This window comes from Nonomuraea sp. KM88 (genome assembly GCF_052245635.1).
GTDB lineage: Bacteria > Actinomycetota > Actinomycetes > Streptosporangiales > Streptosporangiaceae > Nonomuraea.
The window spans coordinates 75,103-98,443 of record NZ_JBQQCC010000026.1 but is presented as its reverse complement, the minus strand read 5'-3'; the positions used below and the strand labels follow the sequence as shown (position 1 = coordinate 98,443).

Below are 23,341 nucleotides of genomic sequence, written 5' to 3'. Positions count from 1 at the left end.
GCTTGCGCTTGCGGTCGATGCGCACACCGACGCTGTCGCGCTTGTCGATCTCGAACTCCAGCCAGGCACCCCGGGACGGGATGACCTTGCAGCCGTACAGATCCTTGTCGGACGTCTTGTCGACGTTGCGCTCGAAATAGACGCCGGGCGAACGGGTCAGCTGCGAGGTGACGACACGCTCGGTGCCGTTGATGATGAACGTGCCCTTCGGCGTCATGAGCGGGAAGTCGCCCATGAACACCGTCTGGCTCTTGATCTCACCGGTGGTGTTGTTGATGAACTCCGCCGTCACGAACATCGGGGCGGAGAAGGTCATGTCCTTGTCTTTGCACTCGTCCACCGAGTATTTCGGCGGCTCGAACCGGTGGTCGCGGAACGACAAGGACATCGTCCCCGAGAAGTCCTCGATCGGACTGATCTCCTCAAGGATCTCTTCGAGACCCGACTGGGTCGGGACGTCCCTGCGCCCGGCCTGGCCGGCCGCCTCCACCCGGGCCTTCCACTTCTCGTTGCCGAGCAGCCAGTCGAACGACTCGGTCTGCGGAGCGAGAAGGTCAGGAACTTCGAGAGGCTCCTGGATGCGCGAAAATGACACGCGACGGGGACCGGCGGGTATGGCGGAGGCGTTGCGCGAGGCTGCCAACAGAAGTCCTTCCGGAAGGCACGGATGGAATCGAACTGCGCGCACGCAAAGCGCCCGGCAGAAGCCGGGCCGTCAGAGGGCAGCGCGAGGGAAGCAGCATAACGCAGAAGAGAAACGAATGTCTACACTTAATATTAGTGTCAACCTCGCTGCCGCCTTCAGAATGTCACAGCCGGGTCGATCTCGTCAACTTCTCGCGGTCGCGGCGGTGGCGTAGCGGCGGGCCAGGTGCGCGAAGGCGTCCTTGAGCTCGGCGGGGCCGACGACCTCGATGGCGGTGTCGAACCTGCCGATGGCGGCGGCCAGACCGGTCCATGACCACGAGCCCAGGACCAGCCGGCAACGGTCCGGGCCGAGCTCCTCGACGACCCCGTCGCGGGTGTATCGGGACACGTCGGCGGCGGGCGCCCCGAGGATCACCTCGCCGCGGCAGGGCCAGCCCCCGGCGCCCCCGGAGCCAAGGAACCTGCCGGCCACGAAGGCGGCCACGTCACCTCCGGGCAGCTCGCGCGGGGTGAAGCGGGGCCCCGCAGGGGTGCGCGGGGTGATCCGGTCGGCGCGGAAAGTACGCCAGTCGTCCCGGTCGAGATCCCACGCGACCAGGTACCACCGCCCGCCCCAGGTGACGAGATGATGGGGTTGCACCCGGCGCGGCGGATCGCCCATGCCCTCGCCGTCCACCCCCGGCGAGGCCACGGGAGCGTAGTCGAAGCGCAGCACCTCGCGGCCGTGGACAGCGGCGCTGAGCGCCATGAGCACGCCGCCGCCGACCTGCGCGCCGGGCCGGACCGCGGGCCGCTCGACGGCCGTGACCTGGAAGGTGTCGATCCGGCGGCGCAGCCGTGCGGGCATGACCTGCCGGACCGTGTTCAGCGCGCGTGCCGCGGCTTCCTCGATGCCGGCGCCGGTGGTGGCCGCCATCTGGAGCGCGATGGCCAGAGCGACGGCCTGCTCGTCGTCGAACACCAGCGGAGGCAGCTCCGCGCCCGCGTCGAGCCGGTAACCGCCGTCGGGTCCCTTGAACGCCACGATGGGATAGCCCAGCTCGCGCAGGCGGTCGACGTCGCGGCGCACGGTGCGCGGGCTGACGTCGAGCCGCTCGGCCAGCAGCGCCCCCGGCCAGTCCCGGCGCGCCTGGAGCAGCGAGAGCAACGACAGCAGCCGGGCTGAGGTCTTCGGCATGATTCCATGATGCCCCGAGTAGCGGCCACACCCTGGCCGCTACCGCTGCGACGGTGACTCTCGCGCCGGACAACGGCGTTCGGAGAACGACAATCCAAGAGGCTAGGAGCCGAGACATGGCCGTCAAGTCCGTGACCCACCTGAACTTCCGGGGCGAGGCCCGCGCGGCGCTCGAGTTCTACCAGTCCGTGTTCGGGGGCGACCTCGCGGTCATCACGTACAAGGACGCCGGAAACGTGCGGGATCCCGCCGACGCGGACCAGGTGACGTGGGGCCAACTGCTCGCCGGCGACGGCTTTCACGTGATGGCGTACGACGTGCCCGCGCACATGCCGTGGAACCAGGGCGAGAACGCCTTCTTCCTCTCCCTTCGCGGCGAGACCACGCAGGAGATCTCCGCGTACTGGGAGAAGCTCTCCGCCGGAGCCGACATCGTGCAGCCGCTGGCGCCCGCGCAGTGGTCCGCGCTCTACGGGATGCTCAGGGACCGCTTCGGCGTCGTCTGGGTCGTCGACGTCGCGGGCGGCGGCAACGGGTGATCGCGAGGCTTGGCGCGCGGGAATGGGCATGGCCCCGGCACCACATCGCCATGGTGCCGGGGCCAGGCCGGCCGGCCCGCATCCGGAACGCGTCGGGTCAGCCGCACGCCCTCCCCGTGGTGCCGCTGCCCTTGCCGGCGCGGCCGATCCCGAACTTCACGCTGCCCGTGGCCTTGGCGCAGACGCCGCTGGGAGCGTGGACCATGTTGCCCCAGTGGTGGCCGCCGTTGCCTGCCCGGTAGGTGAAGGATCTGCTCTTGGAGCTGGCGAAGACGGTGATGGTGCCGGTGCCGCTTTCGGAGACCGAGACCTCTCCCCAGTTGGTGCCGCAGTGACGGGAGTAGTAGAGCCGGATCGTGCCCAGCCGGTCACCGACCTCGTTCTTCAGCGAGGCCTTCTTCCCGGTGTTCACCTTGGTCCTGGCGCATCCGCTCCGGTAGGGGTCCTTCCCGTCGTACGGGTGAGCGCTCGCCTGCGCCGCGGCCCCCGCGACCGGCGCGGCCTGGGCCGTGCCGGTCATGGGGCCGGTGGTCAGGACACCGCCGGCCAGGGCGGCGATCGTTCCGAGGACGGCCATCGTCCTGCTGGTGGTCGAGGTGATCGTGCTGTCGCTCATGGTTCGGCGGCGGGCCTGCTTGTCAGACTGCGGCGCCCGGCCCGGTGTTCCGCCGTTCGGACGTCCTGGCTTGCGAGGACCACTCTGCGCCGGACCCGCCCGCGCGTCTGCGTCGAAGTGCACACAAGCCGGATTCGGGCAACCAGGAAAGCCCGGGGAAAGCTCGATCCGGCGCCGGCCGGCCCGTCATCGTGCGCACCGAATGTTTCGGATGGATATTGAAAGTTTCATAAGCCTGGCTCGGCACGACTAGCCGGCCATGCCCGGCGACCAGGCAAGATGCCCGACAAAGACACCGCATACTGGCCGAAAACCCACGTTCGAACGGGCGTCGTTGACAGCCCGCCAGGGTCGGACGAACACTGTCGCTGCCCGCCCCCAGCGAGCCCTCACGAGGAGGAAGCACGCACATGAACGACGCCCCCACCCCCCGCCGCAGACGCGGCCGCGCCAGGTTGTTCGCCGCCCGGGCAGGAGCTGTGGTGCTCGCCGTGGTCACCGCGATGTTGCCGTCCGTCGCCAACGCGGCCATCACCTCCAACCAGACCGGCACCAACAACGGCTACTTCTACTCGTTCTGGACCGACAGCAACGGAACGGTCTCCATGGAGCTGGGCTCCGGCGGCAACTACAGCACCTCATGGAGGAACACCGGGAACTTCGTCGCCGGCAAGGGCTGGAGCACCGGCGGACGCAGGACCGTGAGCTATTCGGGCAGCTTCAACCCGTCGGGCAACGCCTACCTGACGCTCTACGGGTGGACGAGGAACCCGCTCGTGGAGTACTACGTCGTCGACAACTGGGGCAGCTACCGGCCCACGGGCGAATACCGGGGCACGGTCACCAGCGACGGCGGCACGTACGACATCTACAAGACGACGCGCTACAACGCCCCCTCCATCGAGGGCACCAGGACGTTCGACCAGTATTGGAGCGTCCGGCAGCAGAGGAGGACCGGCGGCAGCATCACCTCGGGCAACCACTTCGACGCGTGGGCCCGTAACGGCATGAACATGGGCAGCCACGACTACATGATCCTCGCCACCGAGGGCTACCAGAGCAGCGGAAACTCCAACATCACGATCGGCTCCGGCGGCGGCAACCCCGACCCCGGCAACCCCGGCAACCCGGGCGGTTGCACGGCGACGCTGTCGGCGGGCCAGCAGTGGAGCGACCGGTACAACCTCTCCGTGTCGGTCAGCGGTTCGAGCAACTGGACCGTGACGATGAACGTGCCGTCTCCGGCGAAGATCATCGCCACGTGGAACATCAGCGCCAGCTATCCCAGCTCCCAGGTGCTGAACGCCAGACCCAACGGCAACGGCAACAACTGGGGCGTGACGATCCAGCACAACGGCAACCACACCTGGCCGTCCGTCTCCTGCAGCGCGGGCTGAGCCACCCCCTGACCGTGGCGCGGCACCCCATGACCCCGGACGCCGCGCCACGGTCATCCGGGGTCATGGGGCCGTGCAGCTCAGCTCCTCCTGGAGGATGGCCGCGGCCTCGGTGACGGCGTGGATGCCGACCACGCTGACGATGGCGAGCACCTCCGTGATCTCCTCGGCGGTGGCGCCGTGGCCCAGGGCGTTGCGCACGTGCAACTTCAGCCCGGGCTCGTACAGGTGCGTGGCGGAGGCGTCGAAGACCAGCTCCTTGACCTTCGGCTCCAGCACGCCGGTCGTTCAGGGCACGCCGGAGAAGTCGAGGTAGGCGCCAGTACATCGAACAGCAGAACCGTCCCGCCTGAGCCGAAAGACGCGGTCGAACTGGCCGAGGCCACCGGCGTCCCGCTCCTGCTGGGCAGGGCAGCGACCGAGCCGTGGTCGGAGGCGGCGGGACGCCTGCCGCCCGCCGCCGACCACACCGAGATCGTCAGGCACCTCGCTGACGAACCCTGACCCGGGGCCGGGCGGTCCCGCGGGTGCCGCGGTCACAGCGGGGCGGTCCACCATTCGGCCGCGATGGACAGCCCGGCCAGGCGGAGCGCCTCGCGCTTCGCCTCATCCGCGTGGCCGCCCACCACCACGACCTGGACCGCCCCGCGCCGCCTCGCCTCCTCCGTGACCGCGCGCAGCAGGTCGGTGCCGATCGTGGCCCAGTCACCGTCGTCCGCCACGGCATAGTCGTCGAGCGCGCACGCAGGCCCGCCCGGGTCGTACACCGGTGGCGGGGGCACGAGCGAGCCGATGGCGAATCCGGCGAAGCGGCCTTCTCGTTCGGCCACCCGGCAGATGGCCTTGGAGTCTTCCACCAGCGTGGCGAGGAAGGCGGCGTGGCGGGCCTGCGCGTCGGCCGCGCGCCGCCAGAAGACCGGCTGGTACTGCTCGTACGTTTCCCGGCGGCGGGCCATCAGCTCGGCGATCGCCGCCACGTCCCTGGGCGAGGCGCTCCGAATGGCAATCATGATCTCCACCCTAGGCGGGGCTGGTCGCGCTTTCCGTTTCCCGGGCCCTTCTGCTAGTTTGGCCGTATGACCAACTTGGCCGACCGACCAAATTCGCCGCGCGGGGATCGCCGCCGCGAGCAACTCGTGGCGGCCGGCATCGCGGTGCTGCGGGACGACGGCTGGCAGGGCGTCACGACCCGTGCCGTGGCCCAGCGGGCCGGCACCAATCCCGGCCTGATCCACTATCACTTCGGCGGGCTGGCCGGGCTCCACACGGCGATCTTCCAGCAGGCCACAGAACTCATCCTCGGCCCGCTGGTCACCGAGCTGCTGGAGGCCGCGGACGAGCGCGCGGCCCTGGCGACCGTGCGGCGCCTGCTGCCCCAGGCGACCGGCGACGACCAGACGACCCGGCTGGCAGCCGAGCTGATCGCGGGCGCCACCCGCGATCCCGCGCTCGGCGTGGTGCTCCGCGACGAGCTGCGCCAGGCCCGCGCGCTGATCGCCGACCGTCTGCGCGGGGCGCGCCCCGGCTGGACGACGAACCGCCTGGACGGCGTCGCCACGCTGGTCGTCGCGGCGATCGACGGGCTGATGTTGCACTACATGATCGACGGCGACCTTCCCGTCGGCGCGGCGCTGTCCGCGGTGGAGGACCTGCTGGCGACGCCTGACCCCTCGTGAGCGCGGCGAAGGGCTCCCTTTCCGCCGCACACGCCCGACCTCGAAAGGACCGGACATGGAGATCGTCAAGAAGCCCGCGCCGCCGACCGGGCTGCGCCGCAGGTTGTGGCGCCTTCCCATCGCGTTGTACCGGGTCGGCCTGGACCGGCTGCTGGGGCAGCGGATCATGCTGCTCACCCACACCGGCCGCGTCTCCGGCCGGCCTCGCCAGGCCGTGATCGAGGTTGTCCAGCGCGACGAGCAGGGCTATGTGGCGGCCTCCGGGTTCGGGCGGCACGCCGACTGGTACCGCAACGTCCTGGCCGATCCCGAGGTGACCCTGCACGTGGGGGGACGCGCCCTGCGGGCCACCGCCGCGCCGATCCCGGACGAGCAGGGCGCGGAGATCATGGCCGCGTACGCGCCCCGCCACCCCGCCGCCGCCCGCCAGCTCTGCAAGATCATGGGCTTCGCGGTCGACGGCAGCGTGGCGGATTACCGGGAGGTGGGGCGGCACATACCGTTCGTCCGCTTCACCCCGCACGCCCCTGGCGCGTGACCGACCCCCTCGACCTGGCGAACCGAGGGGCGGTCCAGGTGCCGGAGCAGCACCTGGGCGGCCCGCGTCCCGCTACCCGGCGGTCCCCTTGCCGGCGGCGCGGCGGGCGGCCAGGCCGTCGAGCAGGCACTCCAGGGCGAACTCGAACCGCCGCTCGCTCTCGCGCTCCACGTCGATCTCGCTGGTGGCGGCCATCCTGCCGGCCAGCAGCGGGTGGCGATCGGTGATCTCGCGGACGAATCCCGCGGCCCGCTCGTCCCAGCCGGTTCCGGCCTCGCTCATGCGCGCCAGGGTGTCGCGCCAGGCGATCTCGGCGATGGCCGACCCGACCACGTGGTCGTTGACGGTCGCCATCGCCGCGTCCAGGTCCGCGTCGGCGAACCCGGCACGGGCCAGCAGGCGCAACCGTCTTTCGGCCAGCGCCAGCGCGTTCGGCCCCAGGGTCGGCCGGAGGGTCAGCTCCGACAGCGCCCACTGGTGCCGCAGCAGCATGTCGCGGTTGTGGCGGGCCAGGGTGGCCAGCGCCCGCCGCCAGTCCGGCTCCTCGGGCACGGCGCACACCTCTCCCAGAACGCGGTCCAGCGCCAGTTCGAGCAGGTCGTCCTTGGTGCGCACGTACCAGTAGAGCGACCCGGCGGTCACCCCGAGGTCGGCGGCGATCCGGCGCATCGACAGGCCGCGGTGCCCGTCGGAGTCGAGCACGGTCACGGCGGCGTCAACGATCTGGTCCCGGGTGAGCCGGCGGTCGCGCGGCGGCCGTTGAGGACGCAGCCACACGGACCCGTCGGAGAAGTCTGCGGAGGACACGGGATCACCGTACCCCGGGTTGACGTTCATCGTTCAGCGCTCTTATACAGTGTTTAAGAGATTGAACGCTGTATAGGAGTGACATGTCCCCTCCCACCGCCACGCCGTTGTTCCGTGCGAACGGGCCACTGCAGGGCAGCGTGCACGTGACCGAGCTGGGCCCGCACGGCGCGCCGCCCGTGCTCTTCGTGCACGGCTCCACCAGCTGAGGCGATGATCCCGACTACGGCTTCGCCGCCCAGGCGCCGCTGGCCGGCCGCTTCCGCCTGCTGCTCATGGACCGGCGCGGGTACGGCCGCAGCCCGGATGCCGGTGAGAGGTTCCCCAGCGACTACCTGGCCGACGCCGACGACATCGCCGAGCTGCTCGGCGACGGCGCACACCTCGTCGGCCACTCGTACGGCGGGGTGGGTGCCATGATCGCGGGCCGCTCGCCGCCCCGACGCGGTGCGCGAACGGGTGTGCTGGGAGGCCGGGATCCCGCTCGCCGCGCTGCGGGTGGCCGCGTTCCCCAAGCTGGTGGTCTCTGGGACGTGGGAGAGCGAGCCCGAGCTGTACCGAGAGCGCGGGGGCGTCCCGCTCATGGCCTGCGCCCGCATCACCGCGGAACGCATCGGCGGCCGTCACACGGCGGTCTCCGGCGCCGGCCACTGCCCCCAGGCGGACGCGCCGGAGACGCTGAACGGCCTGCTCGCCGAATTCTGGGACCGCGCCGCTTGATCGGCGCGCCGGACCCGATCGGTGCCGTCGCGTAACAGGACATACCGGGAAACGGCCGGCTGTTCCGCCCGATGCGCGGCGAGCCCGCGATCCGGCCTCCGGCTACGTGGCGCCCGACAGGCGCTGCCGGGTGCGGGCCGGCGCCCACTCCGGCAGCTCGGCAAGGATGTCGGCGAGGGTGACGTCGCCGAGGCTGGCCCGCCATGCCCGGTGGGCGTCGGCCATCTTCTCGGCGAGGACGCAGATGCGCTCACACTCCTCCGGGGGCAGCGCGCCGCGTCCCTGCTGACGGATCTCGCGGCACTCGTACGGCGTGGACCGGCCGTCGACGGCCTCGACGATCTGCAGCAGCGTGATCTCGGCGGCGGGCCGCGCCAGCCGGAAGCCTCCCCTCGGGCCGGTGGACGCGGCCAGCAGCCCGGCCTTGACCAGCTCCTTGAGCTGCTTGGTGAGGTAGGCCGCCGGGAGGTCGTAGTGGAGCGCGAGCTGCGCCGCCGACGCGCTGGCTCCCGGCTCGAGCTGGGCGAGCGTGGTCGCGCAGTGCAGAACCCACTCGGTGCTCACAGGCAGCTTCACGCCCCGATTCTATCGCAGCTATTATGGATCCGTTTAGTCCATGATTGAAGGGATCATCATGCGGATCGCTGTCGCCGGCGCGACCGGGAACATCGGGGCGCTCACCGTCGCGGCCCTTGAACGCGACGGCCACGAGGTCGTGCGCATCAGCCGTTCGCTCGGCGTGGACCTGGCGACCGGCGACGGGCTCGACGACGCCCTGGCCGGTGCGGAGGCGGTCGTCGACGCCATCAACGCGCCGGCGGCCGGCCCGGAGGAGACGGTGGCGTTCTTCGGCGCCACCACGCGCAACCTGCTGGCCGCCGAGGAGCGGGCGGGGGTGCGCCACCACGTCCTGCTGTCGATCGTCGGGATCCATCGCGTCGAGGGCAACGCCCACTACGCCGGCAAGCGGGAGCAGGAGCGCCTCGTGGCCGCCGGGCCGGTGCCGTGGACGATCGTGCCGGTCACGCAGTTCCACGACTTCGCCGAAATGGTGGCGGGCTGGACGGAACAGGACGGCGTCGCCACGATCGCGCCGCTGCTCGTGCAGCCGATCGCGCCCGCCGAGGTGGCCGGCGTCCTCGCCGAGCTCGCGACCGGGGAGCCTCGGGGGCGGTACGCCGACGTCGCGGGCCCCGAGCCGCAGGACCTGGTGGACATGGCCCGGCGCACCCACGAGGCGCGGGGCCGTACGGTTCGGCTCGTGCCGACGTGGTCGGGAATCTTCGGCCCGGCGATGGCGGGCGACGTGCTACTGCCCGGCGAGGGCGCGCGCATCGCGCCGACCACGTTCGACGACTGGCTCGCCGGGCAACGGTAGGCGGAGAGCCCCGGCGCCGGAAGGCGGTACGCCGCCCGCTCACGTCACAGGAGTATCACGGGCCCCGTTCCGGCGGGACCCGCGTACGGTGCCGGAAAAACTTTGCCAAAGCCCTGGAACGCCTGCGAGAGAGGCGATCCAGGGCTTTACTATGGCAAACGACATTGCCTGTGGATTTGTACCACTTGCAGCGTTTATGGGGCGTTATATACCTTCTTGGGATTACGGCATACGGCACAGGCGAACGCTTGCCGAACCGTTTGCCGCGACGTTGACAGGCCGAATCCGCACAGCGCGGAGCCGGGGACCCACCTTTCCGGGGTGAATCGCACGCCAGCCGAGGGCTGCGCGCGTAGGGCACTTCCAAGCCCGAACCCGTCAGCTAACCCGGTAGGCACATGGAAGCAAGGAGTCGATCCCCCCATGCGCGAACTCACGCGACGTCTCACCCTGTCCGCCGCCGGCGCCCTGCTGGCCGGGACCACCGCCATCGCGGGCGCGAGCCTGCCCGCGCACGCGTCGCCCGTCGAGCCGGGCTCGGCCCAGGCGGCCGAGCAGCGCACGCTCACCTACGGCCAGGACGTGTCCAACCACCAGCCGCTGCACGACTGGGCCGCCAGCCCCGCGCAGTTCGGCATCATCAAGGCCACCGAGGGCACCGACTTCCGCGACGCCGCCTTCGCCAGGCACTGGAGCGAGCTGGGCAAGAAGGGCATCGTGCGCGGGGCGTACCACTACGCACACCCCGGCAACGACCCCATCGCCGAGGCCGAGCACTTCCTGTCCATGGTGAACTCCCAGCCCTCCAAGCCCGGCGACCTGCTGGTGCTGGACCTGGAGACCACCGACGGCAAGTCCGTCGAGGAGGTCAACGCCTGGGCCAAGGCGTGGCTGTCGCACGTGAAGGCCGAGACCGGGGTCACCCCGATGTTCTACAGCGGCTGGAACTTCGCCGACACCTACGGCAAGGGCCTGGCCGAGTACCCGCTGTGGGTGGCCCACTACAGCAAGCCGAAGGGCACGGTGACGCCGCCCGCCGACTGGAAGACCTGGACCATCCACCAGTACTCCGACTCCCCCATCGACCAGAACGTCTCGGCGCTCTCCCCCGACGAGCTGCGCGCCCTGGGCCGCACGTCCGCCTGACCGGGTTCGGGCGGGCGGGAACCTCCGCGGAGGATCCCGCCCGCCCGCCGCGGGTCAGGACCCGTACGGGTCCTGACCCGCGCGGATGCGACCCACCATCGTCTTGAGCGCCTCCAGCGCGGTCAGGTACGTCAGCGGGCCGAAGGACACGCGGGCGACGCCGAGGGAGGCCAGCCTGCCCAGGTCCATGCCGGGCATGCAGGCGACGTTGACCGGCCCGGGGACGGCCTTGACGAGGTCGCCGACCACCTCTTCCGACGGGGCCATCATGGGGTAGACGCAGTCGGCGCCGGCCTCAAGGTAGCGACGCCCGCGCTCGGCGACCTCCTCGGTCGAGGTGGAGCCGGTCAGGAACACGTCGACCCGCGCGTTGATCACCAGGTCGGGGCCCGCCTCGCGGAGGGCGGCGATGCGCGCGGCCTGCGCGTCGGCGTCGACCAGTCCCCCGGCCCGGTGGTCGGTGTCCTCGATGTTGAATCCGGCCGCGCCGATGGCGGTCAGCCGCTCGACGAGCTCGCCGGGCGGCAGGCCGTAGCCGGCTTCCGCGTCGACGCTCACCGGCACGTCCACGGCCCTGATGATCCTGGCGGCGATGTCGAACATCTCGCCGACGGGTGCGCCCTCGTGGTCGTCGCGTCCCAGCAGGGCGGCGATGGACGCGCTGGCGGTCGCCAGGGCGGGATAGCCGGCCTCGGCCACGACGGTGGCGCTGCCCGCGTCCCACACGTTGGGCAGGATCAGCGGGTCCCCGGGCTTGTGCAGGTCGCGCAGGAGAGCGGTGCGGGTCTTCGGCATGGTCGTTCCTTGCCTGTGAGGGTCATGTCCCTCTCTTGACGCCTGCGACCTTCGCTTCGTGACGCCTTCACGGTGTGATCGCCGACACAGCAGGACACCAGCCGGACGGCTCGACGGCGCGTCAGCGCTCGCCCGTCCCGGCCGGCGACCGTTCCAGGGCGGAGTGCCGGCGGCTGTAGGCGAAGTAGATGACCAGCCCGATCAGGAACCAGACGGCGAAGCGCAGCCACGTCACCGGGTCCAGGAACGTGATCAGCCAGATCGAGAAGACCACCCCGACGGCGGGCACGACCGGCATCCCGGGGGTGCGGAACTCGCGGTGCAGCCCGGGCTGCCGGTAGCGGAGCACGATCACGGCCAGGCACACGACCACGAACGCCAGCAGGATGCCGATGTTCGTCAGCTCGGCGGCCTCCCGGATCGGCAGGAACCCGGCGATCACCGCGGAGGCGGCGCCCACGATCCAGGTGACGCGCGAGGGCACCCGCCGTACCGGGTGCACCTTGGCGAACCACTGCGGCAGCAGCCCGTCGCGGCTCATCGAGAACCACACGCGGGTGACGCCGAGCATGAACGTGAACATCACGGTGAGGATGCCGATGATGGCTCCCACCGCGATCACGGACGCCAGCCCGGAGAGGCCGACCGAGGCGAACGCCGAGGAGAAGCCGCTCTCGGGGTCGATCTCCCGGTAGTTCTGCATGCCGGTCAGCACGAGCGTGGCCAGCACGTACAGCACCATGGCGATGATGAGGGAGTAGATGATCGCCTTGGGCATGTGCCGCCGCGCGTCGCGTGACTCCTCGGCCGCGGTGCTCATCGCGTCGTAGCCGAACACGGCGAAGAACACGGTGGCGGCCCCGGTGATGGCCCCGCCGATCCCGAAAGGGAAGAAGGGGTGGTAGTTGGCGGTGTTGATGTGGAAGAAGCCGACCACGATGACGAGCAGCACGACGGCGACCTTCACCCCCACCACGAACGTCTCGAACCGGGCGGCGCTGCGGATGCCGAGGTTCAGCAGGAAGGCGATGAACAGGCAGAGCAGCACCGCGAACAGGTCCACGACCCGCCCCTCGCCGGTGCCGGGAGCGCCGAGCATCCAGGGGGGCAGCTCGAACCCCAGCTGCTGCACGAGGAAGCCGAAGTAGCCGGAGATGCCGATGGCGACGACCGCGACGATCGCGGTGTACTCCAGCAGCAGGTCCCAGCCGATGAACCAGCCGACGATCTCCCCGAGCACGGCGTACCCGTAGGTGTAGGCGGACCCGGCCTTCGGGATCATTCCGGCGAACTCGGCGTACGACATCGCGGCGGCGGCGCTGGCGACGCCCGCGATGAGGAACGACACCAGCACGGCGGGTCCCGCGGTCTCGTTGGCGACCGCGCCGGCCAGCGCGAAGATGCCCGCGCCGATGATGCCGCCCACGCCGATGGCCGTGAGCTGCCACAACCCCAGCGTTCTGGCGAGCTCCCCCTCGTGCTCGGTGGCGATCTGCTCCACCGGCTTGCGCCTGAAGACGCCTCGCGACGTGACCATGACGCCCCCCAAGCGATCGTGTTCCCCGTCGATCCGCCTTCCCACCTGCGGCGTCAAGTAAGCTCACGCGCTGGGCAAGAGCGCGGGGGCGGCATCCGGCAGGGGATGCCGCCCTTTTCACGGCTCAGGGCATCTTGTACTCTGCCGCCCTGCCGCAGTAGCTGGTGCCGAACGGGGAGTTGCTGTAGCGGCACACCTGCACGACCACGCGCTCGATGGAGGTGACTCCGGTCGGGTCGGACAGGCCGATCGAGACCTCCGCGGTCTCGTCGTCCGCCTTCGCCTCCCCGGAGTCGACGACGGTGGCGCCGTTGTAGGCGGTGTAGGTGGCGCGGGAGTGCATCTCGTCGGGGGCGCAGATCGACGAGCCGGCGCTGTCCGACACGGTGCCCTTGACCCGGACCGTGGGCCGGATGACGGGCCCTTCGACCCACTCCAGCGTGCCCTCGGTGACGCCGTAGCGGCACTGGTCGCCGGAGTCGGCGGAGAATTCCACCGTCGCCTGGGCCGCCGCGGGCTGCGCCGTGAGCAGCACCGCGATGGCAGTGACGGCGAGCCCGGCCCATAAGCGTGAACGCATGACATCGGCCTTCCGTTGATGGGGTGCTTACGGCCCTCCATCGTCGATCACCAGTCCGCGATGTTCCAGCGCCGCCGGGCATTCCTGCGCGCAGTTGCAGTGGATACCCGGCGGAAGCGGCGCCGGCCCCCGCCTGAGGTCCCGTCACACCAGGACGACCAGCTGCAAGGCGACCACGACGTCCACGACGCCGCACCACTCGGCGAACGAACGCGCCACGGTCCTGTTCCGCCACAGGTGGACGAAGTCCCACACGCCGTGCAGCAACCAGCCGGCCGCGATCACGTAGCGGCCCAGGTCGGGGTCGGCGACCAGCCCGGTCAGTGCGAGCGCCGTGAACACCGCCCAGCCCAGCGCCTGCAGCCGGAACTCGCCGGTCCGTCGCAGGTGGCCGTCGAGCGCGCCCCACACCAGCACGACCAGGGCGATCGACACGTAGACGGTGGAGATCGCGACCACGTCCAGCATCCGCAGCCCGACGACGGAGACGACCCCCGCGCCGAGCAGCGGCCACGTGAGCGCACGCCTTCCCAGCTTGGCGACGACCAGGTACAGCAGCGGCAGCAGGGGCAGCACCTGCGCGAAGACGCCCACAGCGCCCTCACCCGTGCCCTCACCCCCGCCACTCGACGGCAGGGCGGTCATGGCCAGGGCGAGCGCCGTGGGCCAGCGGTTCGCCAGGAAGCGAGCCCAGTGCGTGCGAGTCCTGCGGTCCGTGTCCGGCTCCTCATGCCCGGCGCTCCGTGTCGCCGTCTCGTCCGTGAGGTGCGAGTTCGCCATGACGCGGTTCCTTCCTGATAGGGGGGCGGGGTATCCGTCCCACGTTCAGCCTGGCCGAGCGGGATCGCCCGCGACAGGGCCGGAACCGCACGTGCAGGCCTCGATGTGTCACCCGGTCTGATGACATCTGTCATGCGGCGGCCGGGACCCGCACTGCTGCGAGAATGGCCGCGTGCGCGACCTGCCTGCCGATACGGGGCTGCGGAGCTTCCGCCGCTTCACGTGGTGGACCCTGATCCTCCTCACCGGCTCCCTCCTGATCTTCAGCAGCGGGCCGTGGATCCTGGATCCGGGTGTGCCCGCGGCGGCCAGGCCGCCCGCCGCGGGCGGGCTGGCCGTCACCGCCGTGGCCGCCGCGGTCCTGTTCGGCCGCCGCCTGAGCGGCGATCCCGGCGGGTCACCGGGCCGCGTGCCCGCGGTGTGGCTGGCCGCGGGCTGCGCGGGCGCGACCGTGCTCGGCGGGGTGCTGCTGGCCGCCCGCGGGTACGGGGCCTGGTCCTTCGCGCCGGCGACGATGGTCTCGATCGCCGCGACGTACCTGCCGGCCGGGCGCCGCTGGGCGCTGGTCGCCGCCGCGGCGGGCGCGGCCGGCGTCGCGGGCGGCGGCGTCGCGCTGGCCCTGGGCGACGATCCGCTCTTCGCCGCCGCCCTCCCTGCCGGGCTGGTCGCCCTGACCGGCTGGGTCACCCTCGGCATGTTGTGGTCCTGGGACGTCGCCGATCGGCTGAACCAGGCCCGCCGCCTGTCCGCGGAGCTGGCGGTCAAGGACGAGCGGCTGCGCTTCGCCGCCGACCTGCACGACATCCAGGGCCACCACCTGCAGGTGATCGCGCTCAAGAGCGAGCTGGCCGCGCGGCTGGCGGCGGCGGACCCGGCCCGGGCCGCCGCGGAGATGCAGGAGGTACGCCGGCTGGCCGCCGACGCGCTGCGCGACACCCGCGCCGTCGTGCAGGGCTACCGCCGCACCACCCTGGAGGCCGAGATCGCCAACGCCACCGGGGTGCTCGCCGCAGCCGGGATCGACGCCACGACGCACGCCGGCCCCGTCGACCCCGCCGACCCTTCGGACCCCTCCGGCCCGGCGGGCCTGCCGGAGACCGCCCGCCACCTGCTGGGCCTGGTGATGCGGGAGGCCACCACCAACGTGCTGCGCCACAGCCGGGCACGGCACGCCGAGGTCGGCTACCGGGTCGCCGGCGGCCTGGCCCGGCTGCGCGTCGCCAACGACGGCGCCCGCCGACCGGCCGGCTCCGGCACGGGCCTGACCGCCCTGGCCGAGCGGCTCGCCGCGGCCGGGGGCGAGCTGACCTGGGAACACGCCGGCGACCGGTTCACCGTGACGGCCACGCTGCCGGTGGACGGCCGCACGCCACGTACGCGAGACTCGGAGGCGTGATGATCCGGCTGGTGATCGCCGACGACGAGGACCTCATCAGGGGCGCGCTGGCGGCGCTGCTGAGCCTGGAGGAGGACCTCGAGGTGGCCGCCGAGGCGGCCACCTCGACCGACGCGGTGCGCCTCGCGCGCGAGCACCGGCCCGACATCGCCGTGCTCGACCTGGAGATGCCCCCGGCCGACGGGCTGCGCGCGGCCGGGGAGATCCTGGCCGAACTCCCCACCAAGATCATCCTGGTCACGAGGCACGCCCGCCCCGGCGTGCTGCGCCGGGCCCTGTCGGCGGGGGTGAGCGGGTTCGTGCCCAAGACGACGCCGGCGGCCCGGCTGGCCGAGATCATCCGCGATGTGGCGGCCGGGCGCCGCTACGTCGACCCCGACATCGCCGCCTCCGCGCTGACCGAGGACGACTGCCCGCTCACCGGCCGCGAGCTGGAGGTGCTGCGCGCCTCCCGCTCGGGCGCCTCCGTCAAGGAGATCGCCGCCCAGGTCCACCTCGCGCCGGGGACCGTGCGCAACTACCTGTCGGGAGCCATGGCCAAGCTCGGCGTCACCTCCCGCCACGCGGCCGCCCACCGCGCCTGGGAGGAGGGCTGGATCTAGCCGCCGTCACGGGGCCGACTTGATGTTCTTCATCGTGAAGTTCGACGTGACACCCCTCACGCCGGGGATCGTCATGACGTACTGGCTGAGGAAGGTCTCGTAGGCGGCCAGGTCGGCGACGGCCACGCGCATGAAGTAGTCGGGGGTGCCGAAGAGGCGGCGCAGCTCGACGACCTCCCCGGCCTGCGCCAGGGTGCGCTCGAAGCGCTCGACGGTCCCCGCGTCCTGCGAGTCGAGGGTGAGGTCGATCAGCACCTCGAAGGACCTCCCCACGGCGGCGGGGTCGATGACGGCCCGGTAGCCGCGGATGACGCCGTCGGCCTCCAGCCGCTGGACGCGTCTCAGGCACGGCCCCGTGGTGAGCCCGACCCGGTGGGCCAGCTCGACGTTCGTCAGCCGCCCCTCGCGCTCCAGCTCGGTGATAATTGCTCGATCTATCGCATCCACAGTGAGAACATTGCATCAGAGCGGGCTCGGCGGGCAACATCGGCAACCACATGGCGGGCGATCTGCGAGACCATGGAGAGGTGCGACAACACGTTCCCTCGCAGGTCACCACGTCACTCCCAGCCACCCGGCGGCAGCAGATCGCCGCCGGGGTGCGCGACTCGTTCTCCGCCGGGCTGGGGATCCTCCCGCTGGGGATCGCGCTCGGCCTGCTGGTCGTCCAGGCCGGCCTGCCCTGGTGGCTGGCCCCGGCCCTGTCGCTGTCCGCGTTCGCCGGCTCCGTGGAGCTGCTGGTGGTGGGGATGGCGGCGACGGTCACGCCGCTGGGCGCGATCGCCCTGACCGTCCTGGTGGTCAACTTCCGTCACGTGTTCTACGCCTTCTCCTTCCCGCTGCACGTGGTCAGGCACCCGCTCGCCAAGGCGTACGCCGTCTACGCGATGATCGACGAGGCGTACGCGGTCAACGCCGCCCTGCCCGAGGCCGAACGCTCGGCGCCCCGGCTGCTGGCGATGCAGATCGCCTGCGAGGCCTACTGGGTCGGCGGCGGCCTGGCCGGCGTCGCTCTCAGCACGGCGCTGCCCGGCCCGGTCAAGGGCCTGGAGTTCGCCCTCGTCGCCCTGTTCACGGCGCTCGCCCTGGACGCGGTCCGCTCGCGCCGCGAGATCCCGTCCGTGTTGCTCGCGGTGGCGAGCGTCGCGGCCGCGCTCGTGCTGACTCCGGGCGTCGCCCTGGTCACCGCGCTGCTGGTGTTCCTCGCCCTGCTGCTGGCCCGCCACCTGCTCGCCACCCGCCGGGCCGCTGGAGGGAGCGCCGGGAAGACCGTCGGGGAGGCCGCCGGTGCCTAGCACGCCCTACCTGCTGGCCGTCCTCGCGATCGTGTTCGGCATCACCTTCGCCCTGCGCGCCATGCCTTTCGCGGCGCTGCGCGCGCTCCGCACGTCGGCGACGGTGCGGCAGCTGTCGGTGTGGATGCCGGTGGGGATCCTCGCGATCCTCGCCGTCACCACCCTGCACGGCACCATCGCCGCCGAACCACGGGCGGCGCTCCACGCGCTGCTCGCCGTCGCCGTCACCGCCGGCGTCCACCTCGCCTTCGGCCGCCGCACGATCCTGAGCGTCGGCCTCGGCACCACCGTGTACGTCGTCCTCGTCAACGCCTTCTGACGGCCGGGGTCAGCGTACGACGGTCGTCTCGTACGTCTCGACCGAGTCACTTCCGAGCGTCAGCGCCGCCCCTCCGGCCAGAATCACGCCCAGTGCCGCCGCTCCCGCCAGAACCCGCCGCCTCCAGGCCCGCGTGCGCCGCACCGGCACGGCCTCCGGTGCCGGCGCAGGCGCGGAGGCCGGTGCGGGCTCGGGTGTGCCGGCGGCGATCCCGGCGCGGGCGTCCGCCCACGCCCGCACCTGCTCCTCGTCGAGGCCGCAGGCCCGGACGAACGCCACGAGGACCTCGTGGCGCGGCAGCCGGTTCCTGCCGAGCATCGTGGAGGCGGTGGAGGAGGGCAGCGCGTCACCGGCGGCGGACGCGCGGCGCGCCAGCTCCCGGAAGCTGAGGCCCGACCAGGCCTTGAGACGCCGGAGCTCGTGCATGAACGCGGTCTCGCCGGTGGCCGGGGACGGGGGCGGGGTGGTGGTCATGGTTCGCTCCTGTGTCGATCTCCGGATGGTGCCCTGCGCGCTGACCTGGACGTACGGTGTCCCGTACGAACCCGGACGCCCGGACATGTTGAGCAGGTCCGGCGGCGCAGGTCAACTGGTGCCTCCCGACTCCTGGAGGTCACATGCGCACCGGTGTGCTGCTGATGCTCGTGCTGGCGATGGCCGCGTGCTCCCCCGCCGCCGGCGAACCCCTGGCCGCCTTCCTGGCCCGCACGCTGCCCGAAGGACCCGGCGGCACGGTCGTCACGGCGCGCGGCGACCGGATCGTTCACTGCCAGGGCTTCGGCCTGGCCGACCGCGCCGCCGGGACCCCCGCGACCTGCGACACGGTGTACGACGTCATGTCGATCACCAAGCAGTTCACGGCGGCCGCGATCCTGAAGCTCGAGACGATGGGCAGGCTGCGCACCAGCGACCCGGTCAGCGCCCATCTCGGCCCGGTCCCGCCCGGCAAACGCCAGATCACGGTGCATCACCTGCTGACCCACACGGCGGGCCTGCCCGAGGCGCTCGGCGACGACTATGACGTACAGTCGCGCGAGGACATGCTGGCCGGGGCGCTGGCCTCCGACCCGCTGTCGGCCCCGGGCGAGCGGTTCCAGTACTCCAACCTCGGCTACAGCGTGCTCGCCGCGATCATCGAGAAGGTCTCCGGCATGGGCTACGAGGAGTTCCTGGCCGAGCACCTGTTCGCCCCCGCCGGCATGACCAGCACCGGGTACGCGCTGCCCAGGTGGGACCGCGACCAGGTGGCCGTGGAGTACGACGCCCGGGGCGGCAGCAGGGGCCGGCCCTACGACCATCCGTGGGCGGCCGACGGACCGTACTGGAACCTGCGCGGCAACGGCGGCATCCTGTCCACCGCCCGCGACATGTTCCGCTGGCACCGCGCCCTGACCGGCGACGCCGTCCTGACGGACATCGCCAAGGAGAAGCTCTTCACCCCGTACGCGCCGATGCCGGATTCGGAGGAGTCGTACGCGTACGGCTGGAGCGTGCTCGACACCGGCGACGGCCGGATCGCCTGGCACGACGGCGGCAACTCCTGGTCGCTGGCGACGTACGCCAGGTCCTTGGACGACGGCGTGATGGCGTTCTGGGTCAGCAACCACGCCTACCGGGACTCCCGGTGGAACCTCGAGGACCTGGAGCCGGACCTGACGCTAAACCTGCTGGACCGCGCCCGCTCCGCCGCGCGCTGAAAGCCTCGTCCCCGGACGCGTCGCCCTCATCCAGCGGCTCGCGTGGGCCTCCTTTCGCGACCGGCCCAGCAGGAATCGAGAAGCGCCGCTCCCCGCCCGCGCCTAACGTGACCATCATGAGCATCACCGTTCACGCGGCCTTCCTCCCGCACGAGGACCCCGACCGCCGCCGCGCCGAACCGATCCGCCGTGCATGATGCCGCGTTCCGAGGTCCCTACCGTGCTCCGGCGTCTCGTCCCCACCGCCTACCGGCCGGTGCTCGCCAACCGGGTGTTCCGGCGGCTGATCCTCGGCTTCGCGGTCTCGTACCTGGGGGACGGGATGAGCTTCGTCGCGGTGGCGTGGCTGGCCGTCGAGCTCGCGCCGCAGGCGAGCGCCGGGTTGTGGGTCGGCGGCGCGGTGGCCGCGTACACGATGCCGGGCGTGGCCGGCGCGCTGGTGCTCGGCCGCCGCATGCGCCGGGTGCCGGCCAGGCGGATACTGCTCGCCGACAACGTGGTGCGCGGCGTGTTCCTCGGCGCCGTGCCGCTCGCCTGGTTCGCGGGGCTGCTCAGCCTTCCGCTGTACGTCGTGCTGCTCGCGGGCTCGTCCCTGCTGCACGCGTGGGGCAGCGCGGGCAAGTACACCCTGCTGGCCGAATTGCTGCCGGGCGAGCAGCGGCTCGCCGCCAACACCCTCGTCAGCTCGCTCAACTTCGCCGCCACGATCGCCGGCCCCGCGCTCGCGGGTGTGCTGGTGACGTACGTCGGCTCCGCGCTCGTGCTCGGCCTGGACGCTCTCACCTACGTCTTCCTCGCCGTGATCGTCCTGCGCACGCGGCTGCCGGAGTCGGGGCCCGTCTCCCCCGTCGACCGGACGGCCGCCCGCGGCGGGCTCGCGTTGTTGCGGTCCCGTCCCGAGCTGCTCGGGCTGCTGACGCTCACCTGGTTCTTCAACCTGCTGTACGGCCCGGTCGAGGTGGCCCTGCCACTCCACGTGACCCACGACCTGCGCGCGCCCGGCACGCTGCTCGGCCTCTACTGGATGGTGTTCGGCGCCGGCGCGGTGCTCGGCGGGCTCGCGGCCGGCACGCTGCGGCGGCTGCCGCTGTGGCCCGTGACGGTCGCCATCGTGCTCGGCTGGGGGCTCCTGCTGCTGCCGTTCGCCTTCGACGTGCCGGTGGCCGTGACCGTCGCGTGTTTCGGGGTCGGCGGCGCGGTCTACGGGCCGTTCGTGGCGCTTTCGGTGACGCTCATGCAGGCGAAGTCGCCGCCGGAGCACCTGGCCGCGATGCTCGCCGCCCGCAGCGCGGCGCTGCTCACCGCATCGCCGCTCGGCACGGCGCTGGGCGGACCGGTCACGACGGCGCTGGGCCCGCAGGCGACGCTCGGCGCCTCGGGACTGGCCACCGTGCTGCTCGGCGCCATCGCGTGCGTCCTGCTGCTGGCCAGGCGCCGGGGCCGGTGAGCCGGGCGGCCGAGCCGGGAAGGGTTCGCGCGGGTCCCCCTCGGCTCGACCGCGCGCGGCCTACCAGCCGGCCTTGTGCCTGGCCCCCGCGCGGTCCGGCACCGGACGGTCCGGCACGACCATGACGATGACCCGGTGGACCAGCCATTCCAGCGGCCCGCGCCGCATCCACCGCAACCACAGCGGCGAGACGGCGAAGGCGAAGACCGCCATGCCGGCGAACAGGGTGAAGGCGTAGGGCGGATCGCCCGCCACCCGCTCGATGAAGACCTGGTGAGCGGCGTACCAGGTCAGCGCCAGGCTCCCGGCGGCGGTCAGCGGCCGCAGGGCCACCTGCCAGCCGGGCCGCTCCAGCAGGGTGAGGAGCCCGGCCAGCAGCAGCAGCGCGACCCCGGTCATCATCGGCGCCATCGGGATGCTCAGCGCGTACAGCTGGTGCGGCGGCAGGGTCAGCACCGACGCCCACGGCTGCAGCATCGGCCCGCCGGCGGACTCCATCATCGCCGCCAGCGCCCGCTCGGCGCCCAGCGGGACGAGCGCCACCCACGACACCAGCCAGCTGACGGCCACCAGCAGGGCGCCCCAGCCGGCCATCTTGGCGCGCACGGTCGGGCTGCGCAGATCGAGCCGGCCGATGGCCAGTCCGGCCAGCAGCAGCGGGATCGCGTACGGCGTCTGGAAACCGCCGCCCATCAGCAGCTGGTGAAGTTTGGCCAGCCAGTCCTGCGGGCTCAGCAGCAGCGTCAGGCCGAAGGCCGGCTCGGCGCCGGCCGCGTTCATCGGGGAGATGGCCCAGGTGCGGCCGTAGTTGAGCACGACGAAGCAGAAGACGGGCAGCGCGGCCCCGAGGGCGCCGGCGGCGGCCATGAGCGTGCCCGGGCGCAGCCGTACCAGCGGTATCAGCAGCAGCAGCCACACGGCGTAGAACTCGAGGATCGACAGGTTCATGCCGGACAGCTGGTCCACGCACAGGCTGATCAGCAACAGCATGGCCGCGCGGATCGCGAGCCGTCTCCTGGCCGTCGTCAGCCGCTCGCCGTCCAGGGGCGCGGGCCCACCGGTCATCAGCGCCACCGAGATGCCGGCCATCAGCACGAACAGGCTCATCGACCGGCCGGAGACGGCGTGCTCGACCCAGTCGAGCACCGCCGGTTTCTCCGGCATGGGGGCCGGGGCCAGCCATCCGGTCGGGCTGACGTGCATGTAGACCATGCCGACGATGGCCAGCGCCCGCACGGCGTCCAGCCCCAGCAGCCGCCCCCGCGGGGGCCGGGGTCGGTTCGCCGGCGGGGCGTCATGGGGAACGTCCACGGGATGGTTCATTTCAGGTCAGCCTCCAAGGCGGGGACATGGTCCGGCTTTCTCCGGGCGAACGTTTCGATGTCTTCTCTGAATGCGACACGGAATTTCTTCGACAGGGCTCGCGTGTTATCGGCCGCATGGTCTCCGGCCGCATCACCGGCCCTGACGCAGAGCCCGGGACGGAACGCGAAGCTCCACGCCGACCACCGTAAAGGCGGACGCCGTCGATTCCTTTCAGCTTTCACATCGAAATGCCAGCGGTAATCCATAGGTCTTGTAACAATGCGCGGCAGGTATTATCTGCGGCATGTCGCTGAGAAAACCGTCCGCCGTCGCGGGGGCCTTGCTGTGCGCTCTCGCCCTGGCCGGATCGGCCGCCGTGGCCGGCTGCGGGATCGATCCGCGGGTGCGGGTGGAGGGGCGGGCCAGTCATGAGCGGGCCTCGCCCGCGCCGGCGCAGACGGCTGCCGGCACGCCGTCCGACCTCGACGGCCTGCAGGTGCTGCGGGAGGATCCACGGCTGGGCACCAAGAGCACGTCCGCGATCAGGCGGTGCGAGCACGGCAAGTTCCCCGTCTACTCCGAGGAGATCTCCCTGTCCGGCGACTGGGGGCACGTCCGCCTGGTGGCCGTCACCGTCTACACCTGCCCGGGCCGGAGTTGCGGATACGAGGGCACCCGCGGCACCTATGTCTACCGGCTCGCCGGAGATCAGCCGGGTGAGCGGGTCTACGCCCACGAGGGCGCGGGCAGCCGCGTCGAGGTCCGCGACGCGGCCCTGGTCCTGGTGCGGCCGGAATACCGGCCGGGCGACGCCGCCTCCTGCCCGACCGCGACGCGGACGACGCCACTGCGCTGGAGCGGCCGCACGCTCGTCCTCGACGGCGCGTGAGACGACCCGAAAGGCTGAACAGAGATTTCGTGACTCCTCCGCTCCCTGAAGGAAGCG

The 23,341-nt window shown here is 71.7% G+C and carries 28 protein-coding genes, 1 pseudogene and 1 riboswitch; of the genes and pseudogenes, 15 read left to right on the top strand and 14 right to left on the bottom strand.

Annotated features, from left to right (window positions below; all coding sequences use genetic code 11):
• Both ACTWPV_RS44880 and ACTWPV_RS44875 read right to left on the bottom strand, forming a co-directional pair.
• Positions 1-643: pseudogene (locus ACTWPV_RS44880) on the bottom strand (DNA-directed RNA polymerase subunit beta); the annotation flags it as partial.
• Positions 644-829: 186 nt separating this feature from the next.
• The gene (locus ACTWPV_RS44875; RefSeq protein WP_443156474.1) at positions 830-1,825 is read right to left on the bottom strand and encodes a helix-turn-helix transcriptional regulator; all 996 of its coding nucleotides are present in this window, start codon (positions 1,823-1,825) and stop codon (positions 830-832) included.
• A 116-nt stretch (positions 1,826-1,941) separates the two neighbouring features.
• Between ACTWPV_RS44875 and ACTWPV_RS44870 the strand changes: the two genes are divergently transcribed.
• Positions 1,942-2,364 carry a VOC family protein gene (locus ACTWPV_RS44870; protein ID WP_443156473.1) on the top strand — a complete coding sequence of 141 codons (423 nt, stop codon included), beginning with the start codon at positions 1,942-1,944 and terminating at the stop codon, positions 2,362-2,364.
• A gap of 97 nt (positions 2,365-2,461) precedes the next feature.
• Here ACTWPV_RS44870 and ACTWPV_RS44865 read toward each other — a convergent pair whose 3' ends face one another.
• Entirely contained in the window at positions 2,462-2,980 is a 519-nt protein-coding gene (locus ACTWPV_RS44865; RefSeq protein ID WP_443156472.1) for a DUF2690 domain-containing protein, read from the bottom strand.
• Positions 2,981-3,390: 410 nt separating this feature from the next.
• Between ACTWPV_RS44865 and ACTWPV_RS44860 the strand changes: the two genes are divergently transcribed.
• Positions 3,391-4,377 (top strand): glycoside hydrolase family 11 protein, encoded by a 987-nt coding sequence (locus ACTWPV_RS44860; RefSeq protein WP_443156471.1) that lies wholly within the window; start codon positions 3,391-3,393, stop codon positions 4,375-4,377.
• A gap of 63 nt (positions 4,378-4,440) precedes the next feature.
• Here the strand turns inward: ACTWPV_RS44860 and ACTWPV_RS44855 are convergent, their stop codons facing one another.
• Both ACTWPV_RS44855 and ACTWPV_RS44850 read right to left on the bottom strand, forming a co-directional pair.
• Positions 4,441-4,656 (bottom strand): carboxymuconolactone decarboxylase family protein, encoded by a 216-nt coding sequence (locus tag ACTWPV_RS44855; RefSeq protein WP_443156470.1) that lies wholly within the window; start codon positions 4,654-4,656, stop codon positions 4,441-4,443.
• A 257-nt stretch (positions 4,657-4,913) separates the two neighbouring features.
• On the bottom strand, positions 4,914-5,387 hold the full coding sequence (locus ACTWPV_RS44850; RefSeq protein WP_443156469.1) for a GNAT family N-acetyltransferase: 474 nt from the start codon (positions 5,385-5,387) through the stop codon (positions 4,914-4,916).
• Positions 5,388-5,453: 66 nt separating this feature from the next.
• Here ACTWPV_RS44850 and ACTWPV_RS44845 point away from each other — a divergent pair, with 66 nt between their 5' ends.
• Together ACTWPV_RS44845 and ACTWPV_RS44840 are read left to right on the top strand one after the other, a co-directional pair.
• A complete protein-coding gene (locus ACTWPV_RS44845; RefSeq protein ID WP_443156468.1) occupies positions 5,454-6,053 on the top strand; it encodes a TetR/AcrR family transcriptional regulator in 600 nt (199 codons plus the stop codon).
• A gap of 55 nt (positions 6,054-6,108) precedes the next feature.
• Positions 6,109-6,591, top strand: coding sequence for a nitroreductase family deazaflavin-dependent oxidoreductase (locus ACTWPV_RS44840; RefSeq protein WP_443156467.1), 483 nt, complete (start codon positions 6,109-6,111; stop codon positions 6,589-6,591).
• A gap of 72 nt (positions 6,592-6,663) precedes the next feature.
• Here ACTWPV_RS44840 and ACTWPV_RS44835 read toward each other — a convergent pair whose 3' ends face one another.
• Positions 6,664-7,398 carry a TetR/AcrR family transcriptional regulator gene (locus tag ACTWPV_RS44835; protein WP_443156466.1) on the bottom strand — a complete coding sequence of 245 codons (735 nt, stop codon included), beginning with the start codon at positions 7,396-7,398 and terminating at the stop codon, positions 6,664-6,666.
• A gap of 83 nt (positions 7,399-7,481) precedes the next feature.
• On the opposite strand from ACTWPV_RS44835, the gene ACTWPV_RS44830 reads away from it, so the two are divergent.
• Both ACTWPV_RS44830 and ACTWPV_RS44825 read left to right on the top strand, forming a co-directional pair.
• Positions 7,482-7,607: a hypothetical protein gene (locus ACTWPV_RS44830; protein ID WP_443156465.1), complete on the top strand. Its 126-nt coding sequence runs from the start codon at positions 7,482-7,484 to the stop codon at positions 7,605-7,607.
• Between the two features lie 39 nt (positions 7,608-7,646).
• Positions 7,647-8,153 carry an alpha/beta fold hydrolase gene (locus ACTWPV_RS44825; RefSeq protein WP_443156475.1) on the top strand — a complete coding sequence of 169 codons (507 nt, stop codon included), beginning with the start codon at positions 7,647-7,649 and terminating at the stop codon, positions 8,151-8,153.
• A gap of 67 nt (positions 8,154-8,220) precedes the next feature.
• On the opposite strand, the gene ACTWPV_RS44820 is transcribed toward ACTWPV_RS44825, so the two are convergent.
• The gene (locus ACTWPV_RS44820) at positions 8,221-8,694 is read right to left on the bottom strand and encodes an RrF2 family transcriptional regulator (RefSeq protein ID WP_347650065.1); all 474 of its coding nucleotides are present in this window, start codon (positions 8,692-8,694) and stop codon (positions 8,221-8,223) included.
• 58 nt (positions 8,695-8,752) lie between these two features.
• Between ACTWPV_RS44820 and ACTWPV_RS44815 the strand changes: the two genes are divergently transcribed.
• Together ACTWPV_RS44815 and ACTWPV_RS44810 are read left to right on the top strand one after the other, a co-directional pair.
• Complete coding sequence (locus ACTWPV_RS44815; protein ID WP_443156464.1) at positions 8,753-9,496, top strand: SDR family oxidoreductase; 744 nt, start codon at positions 8,753-8,755, stop codon at positions 9,494-9,496.
• A 267-nt stretch (positions 9,497-9,763) separates the two neighbouring features.
• Positions 9,764-9,908: riboswitch (cyclic di-AMP (ydaO/yuaA leader) on the top strand.
• 11 nt (positions 9,909-9,919) lie between these two features.
• Entirely contained in the window at positions 9,920-10,642 is a 723-nt protein-coding gene (locus ACTWPV_RS44810; RefSeq protein WP_443156463.1) for a glycoside hydrolase family 25 protein, read from the top strand.
• A 54-nt stretch (positions 10,643-10,696) separates the two neighbouring features.
• Here the strand turns inward: ACTWPV_RS44810 and ACTWPV_RS44805 are convergent, their stop codons facing one another.
• The 4 genes from ACTWPV_RS44805 to ACTWPV_RS44790 form a co-directional block, all read right to left on the bottom strand.
• Positions 10,697-11,437 (bottom strand): isocitrate lyase/PEP mutase family protein, encoded by a 741-nt coding sequence (locus ACTWPV_RS44805; protein WP_443156462.1) that lies wholly within the window; start codon positions 11,435-11,437, stop codon positions 10,697-10,699.
• A 121-nt stretch (positions 11,438-11,558) separates the two neighbouring features.
• Positions 11,559-12,974 (bottom strand): amino acid permease, encoded by a 1,416-nt coding sequence (locus ACTWPV_RS44800; protein WP_443156461.1) that lies wholly within the window; start codon positions 12,972-12,974, stop codon positions 11,559-11,561.
• A gap of 124 nt (positions 12,975-13,098) precedes the next feature.
• Positions 13,099-13,554: a hypothetical protein gene (locus tag ACTWPV_RS44795; protein WP_443156460.1), complete on the bottom strand. Its 456-nt coding sequence runs from the start codon at positions 13,552-13,554 to the stop codon at positions 13,099-13,101.
• Positions 13,555-13,698: 144 nt separating this feature from the next.
• Positions 13,699-14,334, bottom strand: a complete 636-nt coding sequence (locus tag ACTWPV_RS44790; protein WP_443156459.1) for a hypothetical protein — start codon at positions 14,332-14,334, stop codon at positions 13,699-13,701.
• Between the two features lie 172 nt (positions 14,335-14,506).
• On the opposite strand from ACTWPV_RS44790, the gene ACTWPV_RS44785 reads away from it, so the two are divergent.
• Both ACTWPV_RS44785 and ACTWPV_RS44780 read left to right on the top strand, forming a co-directional pair.
• Positions 14,507-15,730: a sensor histidine kinase gene (locus tag ACTWPV_RS44785; RefSeq protein ID WP_443156458.1), complete on the top strand. Its 1,224-nt coding sequence runs from the start codon at positions 14,507-14,509 to the stop codon at positions 15,728-15,730.
• Positions 15,730-16,332 (top strand): response regulator transcription factor, encoded by a 603-nt coding sequence (locus tag ACTWPV_RS44780; RefSeq protein WP_347650144.1) that lies wholly within the window; start codon positions 15,730-15,732, stop codon positions 16,330-16,332. The genes ACTWPV_RS44785 and ACTWPV_RS44780 overlap by 1 nt, the downstream gene beginning before the upstream one ends.
• Before the next feature lie 6 nt (positions 16,333-16,338).
• Here the strand turns inward: ACTWPV_RS44780 and ACTWPV_RS44775 are convergent, their stop codons facing one another.
• Positions 16,339-16,779, bottom strand: a complete 441-nt coding sequence (locus ACTWPV_RS44775) for an Lrp/AsnC family transcriptional regulator (protein WP_347650073.1) — start codon at positions 16,777-16,779, stop codon at positions 16,339-16,341.
• An 80-nt stretch (positions 16,780-16,859) separates the two neighbouring features.
• On the opposite strand from ACTWPV_RS44775, the gene ACTWPV_RS44770 reads away from it, so the two are divergent.
• Together ACTWPV_RS44770 and ACTWPV_RS44765 are read left to right on the top strand one after the other, a co-directional pair.
• A complete protein-coding gene (locus ACTWPV_RS44770) occupies positions 16,860-17,627 on the top strand; it encodes an AzlC family ABC transporter permease (RefSeq protein ID WP_443156457.1) in 768 nt (255 codons plus the stop codon).
• Positions 17,620-17,946, top strand: a complete 327-nt coding sequence (locus ACTWPV_RS44765) for a branched-chain amino acid transporter permease (RefSeq protein ID WP_347650075.1) — start codon at positions 17,620-17,622, stop codon at positions 17,944-17,946. Before ACTWPV_RS44770 ends, ACTWPV_RS44765 begins: the two co-directional genes overlap by 8 nt.
• 9 nt (positions 17,947-17,955) lie before the next feature.
• Here ACTWPV_RS44765 and ACTWPV_RS44760 read toward each other — a convergent pair whose 3' ends face one another.
• On the bottom strand, positions 17,956-18,420 hold the full coding sequence (locus ACTWPV_RS44760; protein ID WP_443156456.1) for a helix-turn-helix domain-containing protein: 465 nt from the start codon (positions 18,418-18,420) through the stop codon (positions 17,956-17,958).
• A 143-nt stretch (positions 18,421-18,563) separates the two neighbouring features.
• Here ACTWPV_RS44760 and ACTWPV_RS44755 point away from each other — a divergent pair, with 143 nt between their 5' ends.
• Together ACTWPV_RS44755 and ACTWPV_RS44750 are read left to right on the top strand one after the other, a co-directional pair.
• Positions 18,564-19,643 carry a serine hydrolase domain-containing protein gene (locus ACTWPV_RS44755; protein WP_443156455.1) on the top strand — a complete coding sequence of 360 codons (1,080 nt, stop codon included), beginning with the start codon at positions 18,564-18,566 and terminating at the stop codon, positions 19,641-19,643.
• 220 nt (positions 19,644-19,863) lie between these two features.
• Entirely contained in the window at positions 19,864-21,090 is a 1,227-nt protein-coding gene (locus ACTWPV_RS44750) for an MFS transporter (RefSeq protein WP_443156454.1), read from the top strand.
• 60 nt (positions 21,091-21,150) lie between these two features.
• Here the strand turns inward: ACTWPV_RS44750 and ACTWPV_RS44745 are convergent, their stop codons facing one another.
• Positions 21,151-22,401 (bottom strand): heparan-alpha-glucosaminide N-acetyltransferase domain-containing protein, encoded by a 1,251-nt coding sequence (locus ACTWPV_RS44745; protein WP_443156453.1) that lies wholly within the window; start codon positions 22,399-22,401, stop codon positions 21,151-21,153.
• 298 nt (positions 22,402-22,699) lie between these two features.
• On the opposite strand from ACTWPV_RS44745, the gene ACTWPV_RS44740 reads away from it, so the two are divergent.
• Positions 22,700-23,284, top strand: a complete 585-nt coding sequence (locus ACTWPV_RS44740; protein ID WP_443156452.1) for a hypothetical protein — start codon at positions 22,700-22,702, stop codon at positions 23,282-23,284.
• Positions 23,285-23,341 lie beyond the last annotated feature (57 nt).

Excerpts from the sequence above, each read along its gene's own strand:
- ACTWPV_RS44760 (WP_443156456.1), bottom strand. The coding sequence starts at position 18,420 with ATGACCACCACCCCGCCCCCGTCCCCGGCCACCGGCGAGACCGCGTTC.
- ACTWPV_RS44875 (WP_443156474.1), bottom strand. The coding sequence starts at position 1,825 with ATGCCGAAGACCTCAGCCCGGCTGCTGTCGTTGCTCTCGCTGCTCCAG.
- ACTWPV_RS44830 (WP_443156465.1), top strand. The coding sequence starts at position 7,482 with ATGTCCCCTCCCACCGCCACGCCGTTGTTCCGTGCGAACGGGCCACTG.
- ACTWPV_RS44840 (WP_443156467.1), top strand. The coding sequence starts at position 6,109 with ATGGAGATCGTCAAGAAGCCCGCGCCGCCGACCGGGCTGCGCCGCAGG.
- ACTWPV_RS44790 (WP_443156459.1), bottom strand. The coding sequence starts at position 14,334 with ATGGCGAACTCGCACCTCACGGACGAGACGGCGACACGGAGCGCCGGG.
- ACTWPV_RS44780 (WP_347650144.1), top strand. The coding sequence starts at position 15,730 with ATGATCCGGCTGGTGATCGCCGACGACGAGGACCTCATCAGGGGCGCG.
- ACTWPV_RS44870 (WP_443156473.1), top strand. The coding sequence starts at position 1,942 with ATGGCCGTCAAGTCCGTGACCCACCTGAACTTCCGGGGCGAGGCCCGC.
- ACTWPV_RS44860 (WP_443156471.1), top strand. The coding sequence starts at position 3,391 with ATGAACGACGCCCCCACCCCCCGCCGCAGACGCGGCCGCGCCAGGTTG.
- ACTWPV_RS44845 (WP_443156468.1), top strand. The coding sequence starts at position 5,454 with ATGACCAACTTGGCCGACCGACCAAATTCGCCGCGCGGGGATCGCCGC.
- ACTWPV_RS44795 (WP_443156460.1), bottom strand. The coding sequence starts at position 13,554 with ATGCGTTCACGCTTATGGGCCGGGCTCGCCGTCACTGCCATCGCGGTG.
- ACTWPV_RS44800 (WP_443156461.1), bottom strand. The coding sequence starts at position 12,974 with ATGGTCACGTCGCGAGGCGTCTTCAGGCGCAAGCCGGTGGAGCAGATC.
- ACTWPV_RS44755 (WP_443156455.1), top strand. The coding sequence starts at position 18,564 with ATGCGCACCGGTGTGCTGCTGATGCTCGTGCTGGCGATGGCCGCGTGC.
- ACTWPV_RS44810 (WP_443156463.1), top strand. The coding sequence starts at position 9,920 with ATGCGCGAACTCACGCGACGTCTCACCCTGTCCGCCGCCGGCGCCCTG.
- ACTWPV_RS44850 (WP_443156469.1), bottom strand. The coding sequence starts at position 5,387 with ATGATTGCCATTCGGAGCGCCTCGCCCAGGGACGTGGCGGCGATCGCC.
- ACTWPV_RS44865 (WP_443156472.1), bottom strand. The coding sequence starts at position 2,980 with ATGAGCGACAGCACGATCACCTCGACCACCAGCAGGACGATGGCCGTC.
- ACTWPV_RS44740 (WP_443156452.1), top strand. The coding sequence starts at position 22,700 with ATGTCGCTGAGAAAACCGTCCGCCGTCGCGGGGGCCTTGCTGTGCGCT.
- ACTWPV_RS44805 (WP_443156462.1), bottom strand. The coding sequence starts at position 11,437 with ATGCCGAAGACCCGCACCGCTCTCCTGCGCGACCTGCACAAGCCCGGG.
- ACTWPV_RS44815 (WP_443156464.1), top strand. The coding sequence starts at position 8,753 with ATGCGGATCGCTGTCGCCGGCGCGACCGGGAACATCGGGGCGCTCACC.